Raw genomic sequence first — 18,243 nt, forward strand, 5'->3', positions numbered from 1 at the left:
TCGATGATGCGGCCCCCGAGCATAGTCGTGCCCGGAGGGTGCCTCGTCCGGAGGAAATCTCGCGCTGTCGCCAAGCTCACCTATGCGGGCCGGGGGCGGCGCTCTAAACTTTCAGTTACTTAACGGTAATTAGCGTCAGTATCACAGCGTCTTTGGAGCGTGAGAGACCGTGGCCGGATCGGCTGACTTCGACCTGTACCGCCCGTCCGAGGAGCACGACATGCTCCGCGACAGCGTCCGTTCGCTGGTCGAGGCGAAGATCGCGCCGTTCGCCGCCGCCGTGGACGAGGAGGCCCGCTTCCCCCAGGAGGCGCTGGACGCCCTCGTCGCGGGCGACCTGCACGCGGTCCACGTCCCGGAGGAGTACGGCGGCGCCGGCGCCGACGCGCTCGCCACGGTCATCGTGATCGAGGAGGTGGCCCGCGCCTGCGTCTCCTCCTCCCTGATCCCGGCCGTGAACAAGCTCGGCTCCCTCCCGGTGATCCTCTCCGGCTCCGAGGCGCTGAAGAAGAAGTACCTGGGCCCGCTCGCCAAGGGCGACGCGATGTTCTCGTACTGCCTCTCCGAGCCGGACGCCGGTTCGGACGCGGCCGGCATGAAGACCAAGGCGGTCCGCGACGGCGACTTCTGGGTGCTCAACGGCGTGAAGCGCTGGATCACCAACGCGGGCGTCTCCGACTACTACACGGTGATGGCCGTCACCGACCCGAGCAAGCGCTCCAAGGGCATCTCCGCCTTCGTCGTGGAGAAGTCGGACGAGGGTGTGTCCTTCGGCGCCCCGGAGAAGAAGCTCGGCATCAAGGGCTCCCCGACCCGCGAGGTCTACTTCGACAACGTCCGCATCCCCGCCGACCGCATGATCGGCGAGGAGGGCACCGGCTTCGCCACCGCGATGAAGACGCTGGACCACACCCGCATCACCATCGCCGCCCAGGCCCTCGGTGTCGCCCAGGGCGCCCTGGACTACGCCAAGGGCTACGTCCAGGAGCGCAAGCAGTTCGGCAAGCCGATCGCCGACTTCCAGGGCATCCAGTTCATGCTGGCCGACATGGCGATGAAGATCGCCGCCGCCCGCGCCCTGACCTACCAGGCCGCGGCCGCCTCCGAGCGCGTCGACGCCGACCTCACCTTCCAGGGCGCGGCCGCCAAGTGCTTCGCCTCGGACGTGGCGATGGAGGTCACCACCGACGCCGTCCAGCTCCTCGGCGGCTACGGCTACACCCGTGACTACCCGGTGGAGCGCATGATGCGCGACGCCAAGATCACCCAGATCTACGAGGGCACCAACCAGGTCCAGCGGATCGTGATGGCCCGCAACCTGCCGAAGTAGCGGGTACGCCGAAGGCGCCTCCCCCTGGTGCGGGGCAGGCGCCTTCGGCATGTCCGGGGCCGGGCGGGAGGACGGCCGGGTCAGTTGCCCGAGACGGTGACCTTCTCGTCGTTCTTCAACTGGTCCACCAGCGTCTTCACCTTCGCCTTGTCCCAGACGAGGTTGCCGCCGACGGAGCCGGAGACGGGTATGTTCAGGGACGTGCCCTCGCCGCCGTTGACGCCCTTCATCGCCCAGAACATCGAGGCCAGGTCGAACAGGCCCATGTCCTTGTCGACGCTGAGGGAGTCCAGGCCCGCGCCCATCGTCGGATAGAACGTGAAGGGGTTCAGCACGGTCGACGGGGTCGCCACCTGGTGGGCCAGCGCGGCGAGGAACTTCTGCTGGTTCTTGGTCCGCTCCAGGTCGGAGGCGGCGAACGCGTGCCGGGTACGGACGAAGGCGAGGGCCTGCTCGCCGTTCAGGGTCTGCTCGCCCGCCTGGAAGTCGGCGCCCGAGTACTTGTCCTTGAAGCCCTTGTCGATCTTGATGTCGACGCCGCCGACCGCGTCCACGATGTTGGCGAAGCCCGCGAAGCCGATCTCCACGTAGTGGTCGATGCGCAGCCCGGTGTTGTATTCCACGGTCCGCGTCAGCAGGGTCGGGCCGTCCTCGGCGTAGGTCGCGTTCAGCTTCGCGTGCCGTCCGCTCGCGGGGTAGACCTTGCCGGAGGCGGAGCCCTTGTAGGAGGGGACGACCACGTCGGAGTCGCGGGGCAGCGATATCAGGGTGTCGCCGTTCGAGCCGACGTGCAGGATCATCACCGAGTCCGTGCGCTGGCCCTCGGCGGACCCCGTGTGGAGTCTCTTCTTGTCCTCGCTCGTCATGCCCTTGCGGCTGTCGGAGCCGACGATCAGGTAGTTGGTGCCCTCGCCCTCCTCGGGGCGGTTGATCACCTGGGACAGGTCGACGTCCCGGTTGAGCTTGGAGTCGGCCCAGAAGTAGGTGGCCACCGAGGTGACGAGCAGCACGGCGACCAGCGTGACCGATCCCACCTTGATCCGGCGGCCCCAGTTCGGCGCCGGGCGGGGTGCGCGGGTGCCGGCCGGGGCGCCGGGGCCGCCCGCACCGCCGCCGCCGTAGACCTGGCCGGTGTTGTAACCGCTGTCGTAGCCGTCATGGCCCTGGCCGTCGACGTACGACGGCTGCCTCGGGACCCCGCCGCCGTACTGCGGGGCGGGGGCGCCGGGCGGCGGCGCGGCCGGGCGGCGTACCTGCCGCATCACACGCGGGCCTTCCGGCTGCGCACCGGCGCTGCCGCGTCCGTAGCGGGGGCCGCGCTCGTCGTCGGACCATCCCTCGGGCCAGTCATTCATGCGCCCCAGTGTGCAGGGTGCCGACGTATGCCTTACAAGGGTTGTCGGAAAATCGGAGCGCCTCTGTTGCGAACCCGACATAAATTCCGCGAAAGCGGCTTCGGCATAGGGTGGGGGACATGACAGACCAGGCGCCTTCCGCCACTCCGGAGATTCCGGGCAAGCCCACTTCCGCTTCCCGCACCACCCTCAGCCACATCATGACCCACAACGACACCAACCTGCTGGGGACGGTGCACGGCGGTGTGATCATGAAGCTCGTCGACGACGCCGCGGGCGCCGTGGCGGGCCGCCACTCCGGCGGTCCCGCGGTCACCGCGTCCATGGACGAGATGGTCTTCCTGGAGCCGGTACGCGTGGGTGACCTGGTGCACGTCAAGGCCCAGGTGAACTGGACCGGCCGCACCTCCATGGAGATCGGCGTCCGGGTCCTGGCCGAGCGCTGGAACGAGTCCGCGCCGGCCACCCAGGTCGGCTCCGCCTACCTCGTCTTCACCGGTGTCGACGCCGACGGCAAGCCGCGCCAGGTCCCCCAGGTGCTCCCGGAGACCGAGCGCGACCGCCGCCGCCACCAGGAGGCCCAGATCCGCCGCACCCACCGCCTGGCCCGCCGCCGCGCCATCCGCGAGCTGCGCGAACGCCGCGCGGCGGAGGGCATCACGGACTGACCTCGCGCGACGGACCGGCCCCGGCCGGGGTACGACCTGCGCTACGCCTTCCCCGAGCAGACCACCTCGTCGCCCCGGACCACGGGGGCGTCCGGCTCGGCGAGCCGGGGGGCCCTGACCGGGCGTACGGCCTTGTGGTCGGCGCCCGCGGTGACGCGCAGCACGGGGCCCAGGCCGGGGACCGCGCGCAGCTCGCTGCCGGGCAGCGCCATGGCCAGGGAGCGGGCGGAGCGGTCCCAGCGGGGGTCGTAGGAGATCACCGTGCGGGCGACCGGGTGCGCGGCGGTCACCGGACGGCGGGTGGTGGCGAAGCCGGTCCCGGCGAGCGCCGCGTCCACCTTCCTGCCGAGCCCCGCGGTGCCGGTGCCGTTCTCCACCCGGACCCGGACCGAGTGCGGGTCGACCTCGACGGTCGGCGCCACCGGGACCTTGCCCGCCGGGTGCGTGGCGAGCGGCTTGTCCTCGCGCAGGTCGGCGAAGAGCCGCTCCGACTTGACCGGGTCCCACTTCAGGGTCGAGCCGATGCCCTTGACGGCGTACCCCATCTGCCCGATCGGCACGGTGGTGAACTCCGAGGACGAGGGCGAGAAGTTCCGCATGGCCCGGCCGAGGTCGAGCAGCTCGTCGGTGCCGAAGCCGTTGTCCGCGCGCACCGAGCCCAGCACCGCCCGCGTGACGTCCCGGAACCGCATCGGGTTGAACAGCACCCCCGAGGACGTGGCCCGCTCGATCAGCCCGGCCAGGAACCGCTGCTGGCGCTGCATCCGGCCCAGGTCGCTGGCGCCGTCCACATGCCGGGCGCGGACGTACTGCAGCGCCTGGCCGCCGCCCAGGTCGTGCGGGCCGGGCGCGAGGTCCAGCCCGGTGTAGGAGTCCTTCAGCGGGGTCGGGGTGCAGATCCTGACCCCGCCGAGCACGTCCACCGTCTTCATGAAGCTGGTGAAGTCGACCTCCAGGTAGTGGTCGACCTTCACACGCGTCATCGCCTCCACCGTGCGCACCGTGAGCGTGGGCCCGCCCTCGGCGTACGCCGCGTTCAGCTTCATGGGGTGCGCGTGATGCCGTTCACCGGTGGTCTGGTCGACGTGCTCGGGCACCTCGGTGTACGAGTCCCGCGGCAGGCTCACCACGCTCGCCCGCTCCCGGTCCGCCGAGATGTGCACGATCATCACCGTGTCCGTGCAGTGACAGGGCGCGCCGCCCAGCTTGTACGCGCGCCGCTCCGCCTCGGTGATCTTGTCCCGGCCGTCGGTGCCGACCAGCAGGACGTTCATGCCGTGGCCCGCGCGGGGCCGGTTCTTCATGTCCTTGAAGGCGTCGACCCGGGCGATGCCCGAGTCCAGGCCGGTGACGACGGCGTGGCCGATCCCGGCGGAGGCGAGCACCACCACGGACAGCGCGGTCACCGCCCGCACCGCCCAGCGCGGCCGCCGCCTGCGGGCGAGGGGCCGCCGCCGCACCCGGCCGGGCGGCCGCGGCCGCCGCTGCGGCCTGGGGGTGCCTCCCGCACCCCGTGCGGAGGGGGAGGGGGGCCGAGGCGGACTGGGCAAGGGACACCTCCGGGCTGCGGCCGTACGTGGGAATGTGAGAACCGTAGGTCGATACGATCTCCAGCCCGCGTCGCGGCCGCGGCGGCGCGCAACGGTGTCCCCCATTCGCGGTAACGTGAGCCCCCTATGAACGCCAAGCCCGATGTGCGGCTCCCCGCCGTGTCCGTGATCATGCCCGTGCTCAACGAGGAGCGGCATCTGCGCGGGGCCGTCCAAGCGATCCTCGCGCAGGAGTACGCCGGCGACATGGAGGTCGTGATCGCCCTCGGTCCCTCCACGGACCGCACGGACGAGATCGCGGCCGAGCTGGTGGCCGAGGACCCCCGCGTGGTCACGGTCCCCAACCCCACCGGCCGTACCCCCGCCGCGCTCAACGCCGCGATCAAGGCGTCCCGGCACCCGGTCGTGGTCCGTGTGGACGGCCACGGCATCCTCTCGCCGAACTACATCACCACCGCCGTACGGCTCCTGGAGGAGACCGGCGCGCAGAACGTCGGCGGCATCATGCACGCCGAGGGTGAGAACGACTGGGAGCACGCGGTCGCCGCCGCGATGACCTCCAGGATCGGTGTCGGCAACGCCGCCTTCCACACCGGCGGCGAGGCGGCCCCCGCCGACACGGTCTACCTCGGTGTCTTCCGCCGTGAGGCGCTGGAGCAACAGGGCGGATACAACGAGGAGTTCATCCGCGCCCAGGACTGGGAGCTGAACTTCCGCATCCGCGAGGCGGGCGGCCTGATCTGGTTCTCGCCCGAACTCCGGGTCTCCTACCGGCCGCGCCCGAGCATCAAGGCGCTGGCCAAGCAGTACAAGGACTACGGCCGCTGGCGGCACGTCGTGGCCCGCTACCACGAGGGTTCCATCAACCTGCGCTACCTCGCCCCGCCGGCCGCCGTGTGCGCGATCGCGGCCGGTGTGGTGGTCGGCGTGGCGCTGACCCCGTGGGGCTTCGTGATCCCCGGCGGCTACCTGGCCGCCATCGCGGCCGGCTCCGTCCCGGCGGGCAAGGGCCTGCCGATCAAGGCCCGGCTGCAGATCCCGGTGGCCCTGGCCACCATGCACATGTCCTGGGGCTTCGGCTTCCTGACCAGCCCCAAGTCGCTGGCCCGCAGGGTCATCGCCTCCCGCCGCCCGGCGGTGCTCGAACCCCGCTGAGCGCGACCGCAACTGACGGTGTGAAAGGGCCCCTCCCGCGTCGGGAGGGGCCCTTCCCCTTGGTTCACGCGTCCTGGCCGCCTACCACTGGTACGGCTTGTACACGTCCATGCACGACGACTTGTCCGAGCCGTTGATCGCGTCCGTGCCGCCCGGCAGGTCACCGGCCTTCGGCGCCTCCTTCTTCGGATAGGTCGCGCCGACGCGCCAGTCCGCGCCGACCACGACCGTCACCCCGGAGACGTCGGTGGAACGTTCCACCTGCTTCGCCGGGATGCCGAGCGCCTTGGCCACCGCCTGCGCGTCGCCCTCCAGATCGGCGCTCGGGTAGTGCACCACCGTCTCGTCGGCGGACGGCGCCGCGGAGGTGTCGGCCTGCGCCAGGGCGTACCCCTTGGCCCCCAGGGCGCTCGCCACCGTGCGGGCGCGGCCGCTGACCGGTGCCAGCGTGCTGCTCCGGGTGCCGTTCTGCACCTGCACCCCGAGCCGGTCCGGGGCGGCCGAGGGCGCCTTGGCGGGCTCGGCCGCCGCGACCGCCTTCTTGGCCGGCTTGCCGTTCTTGTCGAGCGGCACGTCCTCGCGGAGCATCTGCCACAGCTTGTCGGCGCCGCCCTGGGCGGGCAGGACGTGCGAGATGTTCCGCGGGTCCTCGATGTTGGGCATGGTCACCGAGGTGATGCGGTTGGTCGGCACCGCCTTCAGCTCCATGCCGAGGTCGTAGAGCTTCTTGACGCTGCTGATCTCGTCGGACACCGTCAGGGACTTGGTGGCCGCCTCCGCCAGGTCCATCAGCCGGCCGCTGTCGGTGAAGACGTTCTGGCCCTTCAGCGTGCGGATCATCGAGTTCAGGTACATGTGCTGGGCACGGGCGCGCATCACGTCGCTGCCCCAGGCGTGCCGGGTACGCAGCCACTGGAGGGCCTGTTCGCCCTGTACCTTGTGCGTTCCGGCGGTCAGCTTCAGGCCGGAGCCACCGTGCTGGGCGGCGGTGGAGCGGTCCCAGACGTTCTGCTTGACGCACACGTCGACCCCGCGGATCGCGTCGGCCATCCGCACCACACCGGAGAAGTCGATCGTCATCCAGTGGTCGATGTAGACCCCGGTGAGGTTCTCCCAGGTCGCCAGGGTGCAGCCGGCGCCGCCGCGGGCCAGCGTGGTGTTGATGATGTCGTTGGTCGCCGGGTAGACCCGCCCGGTCTTGGCGTCCTTGCACTCGGGGATGTCCACGCGGGTGTCGCGGGGGATGCTCACCATGGCGGCGTTCCGCCGGTCCGCGGAGACGTGGATCAGCATCTGCACGTCACCGAGGGGCGGGTTGGTGCGGTTGTCCTTGCTGCCGCCGAGCTTGACGTTCTCCGCCGAGGCCCGGCTGTCGGAGCCGATCAGCAGGATGTTCAGCGGGGTCTGGCCGTCCGCGTTGGGCCGGGTGCGCTGCGCCCGTGAGTCGTCGCTGCCGCTGCGCGCGCCCGCCTGGATGTTGCCGTTCAGGTGCTCGTAGTACAGGTAACCGGCGCCGGCCGTGCCGAGTATCAGCAGCGCCAGCACGCTCGCCGACCAGCGCAGCGCGCGTTTTCCGCCCCGCTTCTCGTCACGGCGTCTGCCAGCCCGCCCTGATCCCCCGTCGCGCGGGCCGCCGGCCTTCGGCGCGCGTTCTCTGGTGTCCTGCGCCACCGTGGCCCTCCCCCGAACCCGACTCTGCGACAACTCCCCGTCCTTCCACCACACACCCAGCAAACGGGCCCGTCCCGCGTCGGGTTAGACGCACGACGGGCCCGATGGGTTACCTACGAGGCGCACTCGACCTTGTCGGCCGTGGACTTGTCGCTCACGTCCGGCGCCTTGGACGGCGCGGTGAGCGAGACACCCGCCCCCTTGAAGTCCTTGCCCAGCGTCAGGCTCATCGCGGGCAGTCCCTGGGAGTTGGTGACGCTCTTGCCCGGCTTCAGCGCCGAGCCGGACAGGCCCATGAGGGCCGCCAGCTCCCGCGCCTGCGGTGCCTGGTCGGGCGCGTACTCCAGCGTGGTCCTGCTCAGCTCGGCCGGGGCGTTGCCCGCGTTCTCCGACTTGAGGATGCTCTTCTCGGTCTGCATCCAGTTGAGGGTCTCCTGCGCGCTGCCGGCCACCGCGCCGCCGTTCATGATGCGCACCCGCACGTCGGACGGCGCCGACCTGCTGCCCTTCAGACGGGCGGCCTGGGCGTCCTTGGCCGCCTTCTCCTTCTTCTTGACGTCGGTGAAGGAGACGTCGCTGTTGATGGCGTCGAAGATCTCCGGGCCCTGGTTCTGGTCCACGACCACGGTCGCGTGCACCTTCTCCGTCGGGTTGTCGATGACCGGCACGGTGAGGAAGGTGATGTTCTTCGGCGGGACCTTCTTCATCTCAAGAGCTATGTCCTTGAGCGTGCTCACCGACTTGATGCCCTGGTCGACGGTGAGCGCCTTGGTCGCGGCCTCGGCCAGGTCCAGCAGCTTGGAGGGGTTGGTGAGGGTGTCGCTGGAGGACATGTCCCGCATCAGCGAACCCATGAACTGCTGCTGCACCTTGATCCGGTCCAGGTCGCCCTGGTTGCCCCAGGCGTGCCGGGTGCGGACGAACGCGAGCGCCTGCTCGCCCTGGATCTTGGACTCGCCCGCGGGCAGGTCCAGGTGGGAGTCCTTGTCGTTCACCGCGTGCTTCAGGCAGACCTTCACGCCGCCGACCGCCGCGGTCAGCGTCTTGACCGCGTTGAAGTCGACCATCATGAAGTGGTCCGGCGTGATGCCCGTGACCGCCTTCACCGTGCGCATCGTGCAGCCCGCGTCCCGGCCCTCCTGGCCGAGGCTGGTGTTGAAGCGGACCTGGCTGGAGCCGGGGACGACCTTCCTGCTGCCGTCGGGCTGGAGGGTCTCGCAGTCCGGCACGTCCACGATCATGTCGCGGGGGATGCTCAGCGCCGTCGCGTTGGTCCGGTCCTTGGCGACGTGCAGCAGGATGTTGGTGTCCGCGTGGCCGACGCTGTTCTTGTCGCCGTAGCCGTTGTTGCCCTTGCCGGTGCGCTTGTCGGTGCCGATGATCAGGATGTTGAAGGCGTCGTCCTTGCTGAAGCCCTGCTTGGCCGCGCTGCCGACATCCGTCGTGGAGACGTTGCCTTCCAGGTGCTTGAGGTAGAGGTAGCCCGCAGAGCCCACGGCGACCAGCACCAGGGCCATGCCGCCGCCGGTCCAGGCCACGATCTTCTTGGCCTTCGACTTCTTCTTCGCCGGGCGCCGGTTGCGCCGCCCCGGCTGCTGTTCCGGCTCGGCACCCTTGCGGCGGCGCGGCTGCGGCACCTCCGCACCCTGCTCCGGCGCCTCACGGGTCTCCCGGACCGGCGCGCCGCCCCGGCCGCGCGCGGCGTCGGGATCAGCGGGGCGCCCCCGCCGGGAAGACCGGGGTGAGGGAACCGATGACTGCGCTGTGGAATTGCCCAGTCGCAGTTCGTATTCGCCGGTGTTCGGATTGAGTACCCACTGGTCTGCGGGGTCGATGTTCTCCGCCCGCCCACGGCTTTGCGCGTCCACGGTTGTCCGAATCCTCCGTCGGGGCCACGCGGCGCCTTCCCCCTCGTAGGCGCTCGGGTCTCGGTGAAACCGGTGCGCGGCCTCAGGACGGACCTGGCGGGCCGGGTGCACCGGATCGCTCACACTATCCGCCCTGTTCAGCGTCGAGCGACGCCGGTGACGAATTCCATGTTCCTAGAACTGGGCAATCCCGCTCATTCCTCTGAACAAAAGTTCGTCGATTTGGTGTGGGGATTACTCACACATGTGCGCGGCGGCTGTGCTGCCCCGGTACGTGGGGACGGCCGAGGGGGACTTCCCGGAGTTGTCGTCGGGGGTTTTCCCGCCGGTTTCCGGTGAACTGTCCGCCACGCCGACGGGCCGGTCAGCGCGCAGCCGGGCGAACAGTTCCCCGGCGTCCGGCTGCACCAACTGGTCACGGTCGGAGTCGTAGACGTACGCCTCGCGCGGCACCGTAAGAAACTGCACTTGTTCGGTGGGGATGTCGCGCAGCCCCCGAACCAACCGGTACAAGCCGCGCAGACTGGCCAGTTCGGGGTCGGTGGTGAGCGCGGAGGTGGCCCCGTCCAGCAGCGGATACAGCTTCACCGGGTTCATCAGCACGCCGTCGCCGCGCACCTTCTCCACCAGCGCGCCCAGGAACCGCTGCTGGCGCTCCATCCGGTCGGTGTCGCTGCCGTCCCCGAGCGACTTGCGGGCCCGTACGTAGCCGAGCGCCTGCTCCCCGTCCAGCGTGACCCGGCCCGCGGGCAGCTTCAGCCCGGCCGCCTTGTCGTCGATCGGCTCCTTCAGGCACACCCGCACCCCGCCGACGGCGTCCACCATCTGCTTGAACCCGCTGAAGTCGACGACCATGTGATGGTCGACCCGGATGCCGGTCAGCTCCTCGACGGTACGGATCGTGCACGCGGAACCGCCCAGTTGGAAGGCGTGGTTGAGCATGGCGAAGGCCGGCTCGCCCCGGCGGCCGTCCGCGCTCGGGCAGGCCGGGACGCGCACCATCAGGTCGCGGGGGAGCGATACGGCGGTGGCGCTGTGCCGGTCGGCCGCCAGGTGCAGCAGGATCGTGGTGTCCGAGCGCTCGCTGCCCGTGTCCCGCCCGTACTTCCCGTTGTCGCTCCCGGCCCGGGTGTCGGAACCGATCAGGAGGATGTTCTGGGCGCCCGACACCAGTGCGGTGGGCCGTTCCCGGTCGTAGCGGGCCAGCTCCCGCGCGGCCGCCTCGTCGGGGGTGATGTTGTCGCTGAGCCTGGCGTAGAGGGCCCAGCCCACCCCGCCCGCCACCAGCAGCACCACGGCCGCCCCGAGCGCGCCGCCCCCGGCCCACCGCCGACGGCGCCGCCGCGCCAGTCCGGCACCGGTGGCCGAGGCGCCAGGGACGGGGGAGTCGTCCGCGGTGTCGGGCACGGCGGAACCCCCCTTGCGGTCGTACGGACGTCACGTCCTGCTCCTACGACCATGGCGGCGCACACGTCCCCGAGCCGCCCTTTGCTGGGCCCAACGGGTGACCCGGGCGTCCCTAGTGCCGGGAGGCGGTCACCCGCTCCGTGTCGATCCGCTGGGCCAGCGCTTCGGCGGGCAGCTTGTCGAGGTTGCGGCACAGCACCACCGAGCCCCCGGCCGCCAGCGGCGCGTACAGCCCCGCGCTCAGCCCGGCCCAGGTGTCGTACGGCAGCCCCGACAGCAGGCGCGAGCCCGGACCGGTCAGGTCGAGGTCCGGCGCGTCGGCGAGCGCCCGCTCCACCACCTCGGCCGCGCTGAACTCGGCCCCGGCCACGATCAGCGCGGGCTCCTCCGGGTCCACCGGTGCGAACGGGGCGAACTGGTCGCCCTGGCCCGGCACTTCGGCGGCGTAGTCCATGAAGCCTTCCGGCGTCTGCGGGAACCGGCCGCCCAGCGGGCGCAGCGCCAGCGCGACCCGCTCGCCCCGGCAGGCCCGCGCCTCCTGAAGGGTGTCGGGTCCGCTGACCACCACGTCGGCCGCGGCCGGGTCCCCGGACACGTCGGCCACCGCGCCCACCGACGAGCACGCCAGCAGCCACACGGCCGTCTGCCAGTGCGCGGGCAGCAGCAGGGCGACCCGGTCGCCGGGGGCCACGGACAGCTCGCCCTGGAGCAGATTGGCGGTCTTGGCCACCCAGTTGGCGAAGGTGGCGACGGACAGTTCGACGCGTTCGCCGGTGGCGTCGTCGTAGAAGGTCACCAGGGGGCGTCCGGCGTCCGCGGCGAGCGCGGAACGCAGCAGGTCGGCTGGGGTGCGATCGGTGGCGTTCACCCGCGCAAGGGTACGCGGGCGGGGCCGTGCCGTACGGCCGCCCGGAACGGGTGCCCGCGTCCGTACATGACCGGCGGCCGGCGGTGGCAGCCTCTTGGCGGGCGGCAGCCGCCCGGACGGACGCGTACGGCCGGGGGACGGCGACGCCGATCTTCCGGGACGCCGCGCGGCCACCGGGGGCGCGGTCGCACGGTCTGCATACACTGGCCGGCCGAAACGAGACGTTCCGCCGGTCCCGGCAGGAAGCAGAGACGACAGGTGACAGAAGCGATCCTCCTGGTCGGCGGCAAGGGCACGCGGCTGCGGCCGCTCACGGTGCACACGCCCAAGCCCATGGTCCCGGCTGCCGGGGTGCCGTTCCTCACGCACCAGCTCGCCAGAGCGAGAGCGGCGGGCGTCGAGCACATCGTCCTCGCCACCAGCTATCTCGCCGAGGTCTTCGAACCCCACTTCGGCGACGGCTCCGCCCTCGGGCTGCATCTGGAGTACGTCACCGAGAAGGAGCCCCTCGGCACGGGCGGCGCCATCCGCAACGTGGCCGAGCGGCTGCGCTCCGGCCCCGACGAGCCCGTCCTGATCTTCAACGGCGACATCCTCACCGGCCTCGACATCCCGGCCCTGGTCGACACCCACGAGTCCACCGGCGCCGACGTCTCCCTGCACCTGACCAAGGTGGCCGACCCCAGGGCGTACGGGCTGGTCCCCACCGACGCCACCGGGCGCGTGCTGGCCTTCCTGGAGAAGCCGCAGACGCCCGAGGAGATCGTCACCGACCAGATCAACGCGGGCGCCTACGTGTTCCGCCGCTCCGTCATCGACACCATCCCCGCCGGGCGCCCGGTCTCCGTGGAGCGCGAGACCTTCCCCGAGCTGCTGGCAGCCGGGGCCCACCTCCAGGGGATGGTCGACTCCACCTACTGGCTCGACCTCGGCACGCCCGCGGCCTTCGTCCGGGGCTCGGCCGACCTCGTGATGGGCCGCGCGCCCTCCCCGGCGGTGCCCGGCCGGCGCGGTGACCGGCTGATCCTGCCGACGGCCAGGGTGGCGCCGGACGCCAAGCTGACCGGGGGCACGGTGGTGGGCGAGGGCGCGTTCGTCGCGGAGGGGGCGCGGGTCACCGGGTCCACGATTTTGCCCGGCGCGGTCATCGAGCCCGGCGCGGTCGTCACCGACTCGCTCATCGGCAGCCGGGCCCGCGTGGGTGAGCGGTCCGTGCTCACCGGCGCGGTCGTCGGGGACGGGGCCGTGGTCGGGGCCGACAACGAGCTGCGGGAAGGGGTCCGGGTGTGGTGCGACGCGCGGATCCCGGCCGGGGCGGTCAGGTTCTCCTCCGACCAGTAGCCCCGCTCACCACCTGCCGATGTCCGTCTTCCGCATCTTGGGGTGCCTGCGGGGCGGGGTGTCGCCGCTCAGCAGGACGTAGCGCGCGGCCCGGTGGCGCTGGCCCCCGGGCGCGTACGGCTCCAGCAGGCGGAGCATCTCCGCGTCGTCGGCGTCGCGGTTCCCGGCCAGCGCCCAGCCGATGATGCGGGGCAGGTGCAGGTCGCCCGTGGTCACCGCGTCCGGCGCGCCATGGGAGCGCTGGACCACCTCGGCCGAGGTCCACGGGCCGACACCGGGTACGACCTCCAGCCGGGCCCGCGCCTCGGCCGGGGGCATCCCCACCGTCTGCTCCAGCCGCGCGGCCAGCCGGACCGCGCGCAGGATCGTCGCGGCCCGCTTGTCGTCCACGCCCGCCCGGTGCCACTCCCAGGACGGGATCAGCGCCCAGGTCCGGGGCGCCGGCATCACCCACATCGGGCGCTCGCCCGTACCGGCGGGGCCCGGCGCGGGCTCCCCGAACCAGCTCACCAGCCGCCGCCACGCCCGGTACGCCTCGTCCGCGGTGACCTTCTGCTCCAGCACCGAGGGGATCAGCGACTCCAGCACCAGCCCGGTCCGGGTCAGCCGCAGTCCGGGACGCCGGTGCCGGGCCAGGGCGACCAGGCGGTGCCGTGGCTCGAAGACGCCGGGGTCGTCGGCGGCGCCCAGCAGCTCGGGCAGCCCCTCCAGCAGCCAGTCGGCGCCGGGGCCCCACGCCTCGCCGCGCACCTCGCCGCCGCACGCGTACACGCGCAGCGTGCCCGGCCCGGCGGGCGTGCGGGCCGCCCGCCACACCGAACCGTCGCGCGTCGCGCGGAACGTCGGGTCGCCGCCGCCGCGCCGCAGCGGTCCCAGTACGAGGCCCAGGTCCAGCGGACCGTCCGGCACCCACGTCCGCACCCGCGGCCCGGCCGCCTGCCGGGGCACCACGGGTGCCGGAACCGCGTCGCGCACGGTCGCGTGCGACGGGGGCCGGGGGGCGAAACGTCCTGCCACGGGGAGAGGTCCTAGGGGTGCGGATGGGCCGGGGGTGTCCTACGAGACTAGGGCCTTTCTTCCGGATCAGGCCGACTCGGACCTACGGCGCCTTCTGGCCGACCGCGACCGCGGCAAGATCCGGAAGACAGGCCGTAGGGCTTCCCCCGCGGCCTTCAGCGCACCTCGATGAACGCCCCCGCCTCCCGCGCCGGGCGGGCGGGCGGTTCCTGGGCCGCGTGGCCGATCGCCACCGCGCCCATCGGGTCCCAGTGGGCGGGCACGTCCAGCACCTCGCGGACCACGTCACGGCAGAACATCGTGGAGGACACCCAGGCCGAGCCCAGTCGCTCCCCGGCCAGCGCGACCAGGAAGTTCTGCACGCCCGCGCCCGTGGCGACCACGAACATCTCCCGCTCGGCCGCGTCCCGCCGCGCGTCGCCGTAGGTGTGCGAGCCGTCCATGACGAGACAGGGCACGGCCAAATAGGGCGCGTCGCGCAGGACGTCACCGCGCCGGACCCGCTTGGCGACGGACTCCTCGCTCTTGCCGTCCCGGCGCAGGTCGGCGATCCAGGCGTCCCGCATCGCGTCCAGCAGCGCGAGCCGGGACTCGGCCGACTCCAGCAGCACGAACCGCCACGGCGTGGTGTGGTGCGGGGCGGGTGCGGTCACGGCGGCGGCCACCGCGCGGCGCACCGAGCCGGGGTCGACCGGCTCGTCGGTGAATGACCGCACGGTCCGGCGCAGGCTCAGCGCCTCCCGTACCGCCTCGGAGGTGCCGAGCCGGAACATGTCGTCCCGCGCGGAGCGCACCATCGCCCGCGCGCCCTCGCCCTGTTCGGCCGCCCCGGTCACCACATGGGGCAGGCCGCGTACGACCGCCACCGGCAGTCCCGACGCCTTGCCCTTGACCAGATCGCCCGCCGAGGCGAGTTCGTCGGCGGTGGCGACGACGGTGGCGGAGAGCGGGTTGCCGTGCGCGTCCGTGCCGCCGCGCAGGTCGTCCAGGACCCGCACCCCGGCCGCGCCGATCGCCACGTCGGTGAGCCCGGCGCGCCAGGGACGGCCGAAGGTGTCGGTGACGACCACGCCCACGGTGACGCCGAGCGCCTCCCGCAGGCCCTCGCGGATGGCGCGCGCGGAGGCGTCCGGGTCCTCGGGCAGCAGCAGGACGGTGCCCTCGGCGGTGTTGGACGCGTCGACCCCGGCGGCGGCCATGACCAGGCCCTGCCGGTTCTCCACGATGCGCAGGGGGCCGCGCCGGGCCACCACACGCACCGTCTCGGCGTCGATCGCGGCCTCCCGGTCGGCGGCCCGGACGATCCGCCCCTCGGCCTTGGAGACGATCTTGGAGGTGACGAGCAGCACGTCCCCGTCGGCGAGGCCGGGCTCGGCCGCGGCGATCAGCTTGGCCAGGTCGTCGCCCGGCGCCACCTCGGGCAGACCGGAGGGCGCCCAGACCCGGTAACCGGTCACGCGACCCGCACCTCCTCGGCCAGCGCCAGCGCCTCCCGCGCCATCCGGGCGGTCGCGTCCAGGTCGCTCATCATCAGCGGGACGGCACGGCAGCGGATGCCGGCCGCCTCCACCGCTTCGACCGAGCCGGTGTCCACGGTGTCGACGAGCCAGCCGTCCAGCAGCCCCGAGCCGTAGTGCGCGGCGACCGCGGCGGCGGTGGACTCCACGCCGACGGCCGCGAGCACCTTGTCGGCCATCCCGCGCACCGGCGCGTCACCGACGATGGGGGAGAGCCCGACCACCGGGACACCCGCCTCCGCGATGGCCTCCCGGATGCCGGGCACCGCGAGGATGGTGCCCACGGACACCACCGGGTTGGACGGCGGGAAGAGGATGACGTCGGCCTCGGCGATGGCCTCCAGCACGCCGGGCGCGGGCTTGGCCTGCTCGGCGCCGACCGGCACGACCGCCTCGGCGGGCACCGAGGCGCGTAGCCGCACCCAGTACTCCTGGAAGTGGACGGCCTTGCGCTCGCCGTCCAGGTCGACCGCGACGTGGGTCTCCACCCGGTCGTCGGTCATCGGGATCAGCTTCACGCCCGGCTTCCAGCGGTCGCACAGCGCCTCGGTGACCGCGCTCAGCGGATACCCGGCGCCCAGCATCTGGGTCCGCACGATGTGGGTGGCGAAGTCCCGGTCGCCGAGCCCGAACCAGCCGGGTCCGGCGCCGTAGGCCGCGAGCTCCTCCTTGAGGTGGAAGGTCTCGTCCTGCCGCCCCCAGCCCTGCTCCTCGTTGATGCCGCCGCCGAGCGTGTACATCACGGTGTCGAGGTCCGGACAGACCTTCAGCCCGAAGAGATGGATGTCGTCGCCGGTGTTGCCGATGACCGTGATGTCCGCGTCCGGGGCGGCCTGCTTCAGACCGCGCAGGAACCGGGCACCGCCGATGCCGCCTGCCAGAACCACAATGCGCATGGGATCAGTGTGTCAGCAGCCTCCGACAGGCGGTGCGGCCGGTGATCACACCGCGGCCGGGCTCGGCTCCGTACGGGCCTCGCAGTGCGGGGAGGTGTGCATGGGCATCTCGGTGAGGCCGGGGTGGTAGACGTGCAGGCTGACCGCGGGCTCCAGCGCGTCGTTGACCACGTCGTGCACGTAGCCGGGCGCGAAGACCCGCTGGGCGCCCGCCGCGAGGCTGCGGGTGCCCCGCCCGGTGCGCTCGGTCAGGGTGCCCTCCAGCACGGTGAGGATGCCGGAGGAGCGGCCGTGGTCGTGCGGCCCGCTGCCCTGGCCGGGCACCCAGGACAGCAGCCACACCTCGTAGCCGGGGCCGGTGCGCAGCCGGTGGTACCAGCGGGTGGTGGCGTCGTAGCGGACCAGGTGGGCCCAACTGTCACGGTCGGCGGCGACGGCGCGGGCGAGCCCGGCGAACTCGGCGACGGTCAGCGGGTGCTCGCGGGGCGGCTGGAGCAGGTGGGGGACCTCGAGGATGTCACCGGCGATCTGCAGGTCGTTGTCGCTGTTCATGGGGTGTGGGGTTCCTCGGCTCAGAGGCGGCGGCTGGGTGTCGCTGGGCCCTGGCCCGGGTCACGGGCGTACGGGCAGGTGTCCCCGAGGGGGTACGGGAACGGCGGGACGCGCCGGGCCGGAGTCGGCCCGAGGTCGGCTGGAGCGCGGTCGGCTCAACAGCAGGGACAGCAACAACAGCGTGAACGCACGCCGACGGCGCCGAGGGACCCGGCGATGCGGGTCGTGGCGGGTGCGAAGTCGGCGAGCATGCCCACAAGGACAGCGGCTCACACCTGCCGTGTCAACTCGGGGCCGGTTCGTGGGACGTGGTTCACCTCATCCGGTGGATCTGGCAGGCGAAAGGTTTGTGCACCCGGTACCGGGGACACATGGCGCACATCCGGGCGCTCGGGCATCACGGACCGCGTTCGAACGCGGGAGTGCCGTGCTTCGTACAGATGAGGTGCGAGGAACGGCGTCCCTCCCGCGTCCTCAACTGTGCGTCAAGGTTTATGCCGATTTGAACACTTAACGCAGGGCCTTGGTTCCGCAGAGTGAATAACGGGCTCAATAGCAGATCTCGGCTTGACTCGCTCGGAGCAGCACACTTGTAATTTCACTCGTGTCGTTCGGCCGGGACCGGCCAGGCACGGGGACGCGAAAGACAGACGAGGGGCGCACATGACCGAGCTCGTGGAGCAACTGCTGGTCGACGACGCGGACGAGGAACTCGGCTGGCAGGAGCGCGCGCTGTGCGCCCAGACCGACCCCGAGTCCTTCTTCCCCGAGAAGGGCGGCTCCACGAGAGAGGCGAAGAAGGTCTGCCTCGCGTGCGAGGTCCGTTCCGAATGCCTCGAGTACGCCCTCGCCAACGACGAGCGCTTCGGCATCTGGGGCGGCCTGTCCGAGCGGGAGCGCCGCCGGCTGAAGAAGGCCGCCGTCTGACCGGCGCACCTGCCGCTCGCAGGGCACCGGGGCGGCTGACGGCCGCCGGGTACACGCACATACGGTGCGAACGGCCCGTCGCACGTGGGTTGTCCACAGGCGGCGGGCCGTCGTCATGACC

15 protein-coding genes are annotated in these 18,243 nt (G+C 72.0%); 5 read left to right on the forward strand and 10 right to left on the reverse strand.

Going from position 1 to position 18,243, the window contains the following annotated elements; genetic code table 11:
- Nucleotides 1–169 precede the first annotated feature (169 nt).
- Nucleotides 170–1,330 carry an acyl-CoA dehydrogenase gene (locus tag HEK131_RS03455; RefSeq protein WP_217461968.1) on the forward strand — a complete coding sequence of 387 codons (1,161 nt, stop codon included), beginning with the start codon at nucleotides 170–172 and terminating at the stop codon, nucleotides 1,328–1,330.
- Nucleotides 1,331–1,410: 80 nt separating this feature from the next.
- Here the strand turns inward: HEK131_RS03455 and HEK131_RS03460 are convergent, their stop codons facing one another.
- The gene (locus tag HEK131_RS03460; RefSeq protein ID WP_244333617.1) at nucleotides 1,411–2,685 is read right to left on the reverse strand and encodes an LCP family protein; all 1,275 of its coding nucleotides are present in this window, start codon (nucleotides 2,683–2,685) and stop codon (nucleotides 1,411–1,413) included.
- A gap of 119 nt (nucleotides 2,686–2,804) precedes the next feature.
- On the opposite strand from HEK131_RS03460, the gene HEK131_RS03465 reads away from it, so the two are divergent.
- A complete protein-coding gene (locus HEK131_RS03465; RefSeq protein WP_161149303.1) occupies nucleotides 2,805–3,353 on the forward strand; it encodes an acyl-CoA thioesterase in 549 nt (182 codons plus the stop codon).
- A gap of 41 nt (nucleotides 3,354–3,394) precedes the next feature.
- On the opposite strand, the gene HEK131_RS03470 is transcribed toward HEK131_RS03465, so the two are convergent.
- On the reverse strand, nucleotides 3,395–4,768 hold the full coding sequence (locus tag HEK131_RS03470; protein ID WP_244451931.1) for an LCP family protein: 1,374 nt from the start codon (nucleotides 4,766–4,768) through the stop codon (nucleotides 3,395–3,397).
- Nucleotides 4,769–5,029: 261 nt separating this feature from the next.
- On the opposite strand from HEK131_RS03470, the gene HEK131_RS03475 reads away from it, so the two are divergent.
- Nucleotides 5,030–6,058 (forward strand): glycosyltransferase family 2 protein, encoded by a 1,029-nt coding sequence (locus HEK131_RS03475; RefSeq protein WP_244333618.1) that lies wholly within the window; start codon nucleotides 5,030–5,032, stop codon nucleotides 6,056–6,058.
- 81 nt (nucleotides 6,059–6,139) lie between these two features.
- On the opposite strand, the gene HEK131_RS03480 is transcribed toward HEK131_RS03475, so the two are convergent.
- From HEK131_RS03480 to HEK131_RS03495, 4 genes are all read right to left on the reverse strand, one after another.
- The gene (locus HEK131_RS03480; protein ID WP_244333619.1) at nucleotides 6,140–7,729 is read right to left on the reverse strand and encodes an LCP family protein; all 1,590 of its coding nucleotides are present in this window, start codon (nucleotides 7,727–7,729) and stop codon (nucleotides 6,140–6,142) included.
- Between the two features lie 113 nt (nucleotides 7,730–7,842).
- The gene (locus tag HEK131_RS03485; RefSeq protein ID WP_244333620.1) at nucleotides 7,843–9,597 is read right to left on the reverse strand and encodes an LCP family protein; all 1,755 of its coding nucleotides are present in this window, start codon (nucleotides 9,595–9,597) and stop codon (nucleotides 7,843–7,845) included.
- 234 nt (nucleotides 9,598–9,831) lie between these two features.
- Entirely contained in the window at nucleotides 9,832–11,004 is a 1,173-nt protein-coding gene (locus HEK131_RS03490; protein ID WP_244333621.1) for an LCP family protein, read from the reverse strand.
- Nucleotides 11,005–11,116: 112 nt separating this feature from the next.
- Nucleotides 11,117–11,872: a TIGR03089 family protein gene (locus HEK131_RS03495; protein WP_244333622.1), complete on the reverse strand. Its 756-nt coding sequence runs from the start codon at nucleotides 11,870–11,872 to the stop codon at nucleotides 11,117–11,119.
- A 258-nt stretch (nucleotides 11,873–12,130) separates the two neighbouring features.
- On the opposite strand from HEK131_RS03495, the gene HEK131_RS03500 reads away from it, so the two are divergent.
- A complete protein-coding gene (locus tag HEK131_RS03500; RefSeq protein ID WP_217461961.1) occupies nucleotides 12,131–13,213 on the forward strand; it encodes a sugar phosphate nucleotidyltransferase in 1,083 nt (360 codons plus the stop codon).
- 6 nt (nucleotides 13,214–13,219) lie between these two features.
- Here HEK131_RS03500 and HEK131_RS03505 read toward each other — a convergent pair whose 3' ends face one another.
- The 4 genes from HEK131_RS03505 to HEK131_RS03520 all read right to left on the reverse strand — a co-directional run bounded on the left by HEK131_RS03505 (nucleotide 13,220) and on the right by HEK131_RS03520 (nucleotide 17,195).
- A complete protein-coding gene (locus tag HEK131_RS03505; protein WP_244333623.1) occupies nucleotides 13,220–14,230 on the reverse strand; it encodes a DNA-3-methyladenine glycosylase family protein in 1,011 nt (336 codons plus the stop codon).
- Between the two features lie 155 nt (nucleotides 14,231–14,385).
- Nucleotides 14,386–15,687 carry a coenzyme F420-0:L-glutamate ligase gene (locus HEK131_RS03510; RefSeq protein WP_244333624.1) on the reverse strand — a complete coding sequence of 434 codons (1,302 nt, stop codon included), beginning with the start codon at nucleotides 15,685–15,687 and terminating at the stop codon, nucleotides 14,386–14,388.
- Nucleotides 15,684–16,643 (reverse strand): 2-phospho-L-lactate transferase, encoded by a 960-nt coding sequence (gene cofD, locus HEK131_RS03515; RefSeq protein ID WP_217461958.1) that lies wholly within the window; start codon nucleotides 16,641–16,643, stop codon nucleotides 15,684–15,686. The genes HEK131_RS03510 and cofD overlap by 4 nt, the downstream gene beginning before the upstream one ends.
- Before the next feature lie 45 nt (nucleotides 16,644–16,688).
- Complete coding sequence (locus HEK131_RS03520; protein WP_217461957.1) at nucleotides 16,689–17,195, reverse strand: cysteine dioxygenase; 507 nt, start codon at nucleotides 17,193–17,195, stop codon at nucleotides 16,689–16,691.
- A 663-nt stretch (nucleotides 17,196–17,858) separates the two neighbouring features.
- Here HEK131_RS03520 and HEK131_RS03525 point away from each other — a divergent pair.
- Nucleotides 17,859–18,122: a WhiB family transcriptional regulator gene (locus HEK131_RS03525; protein WP_030377564.1), complete on the forward strand. Its 264-nt coding sequence runs from the start codon at nucleotides 17,859–17,861 to the stop codon at nucleotides 18,120–18,122.
- Nucleotides 18,123–18,243 lie beyond the last annotated feature (121 nt).

The organism is Streptomyces seoulensis (assembly GCF_022846655.1).
Classification (GTDB): domain Bacteria; phylum Actinomycetota; class Actinomycetes; order Streptomycetales; family Streptomycetaceae; genus Streptomyces.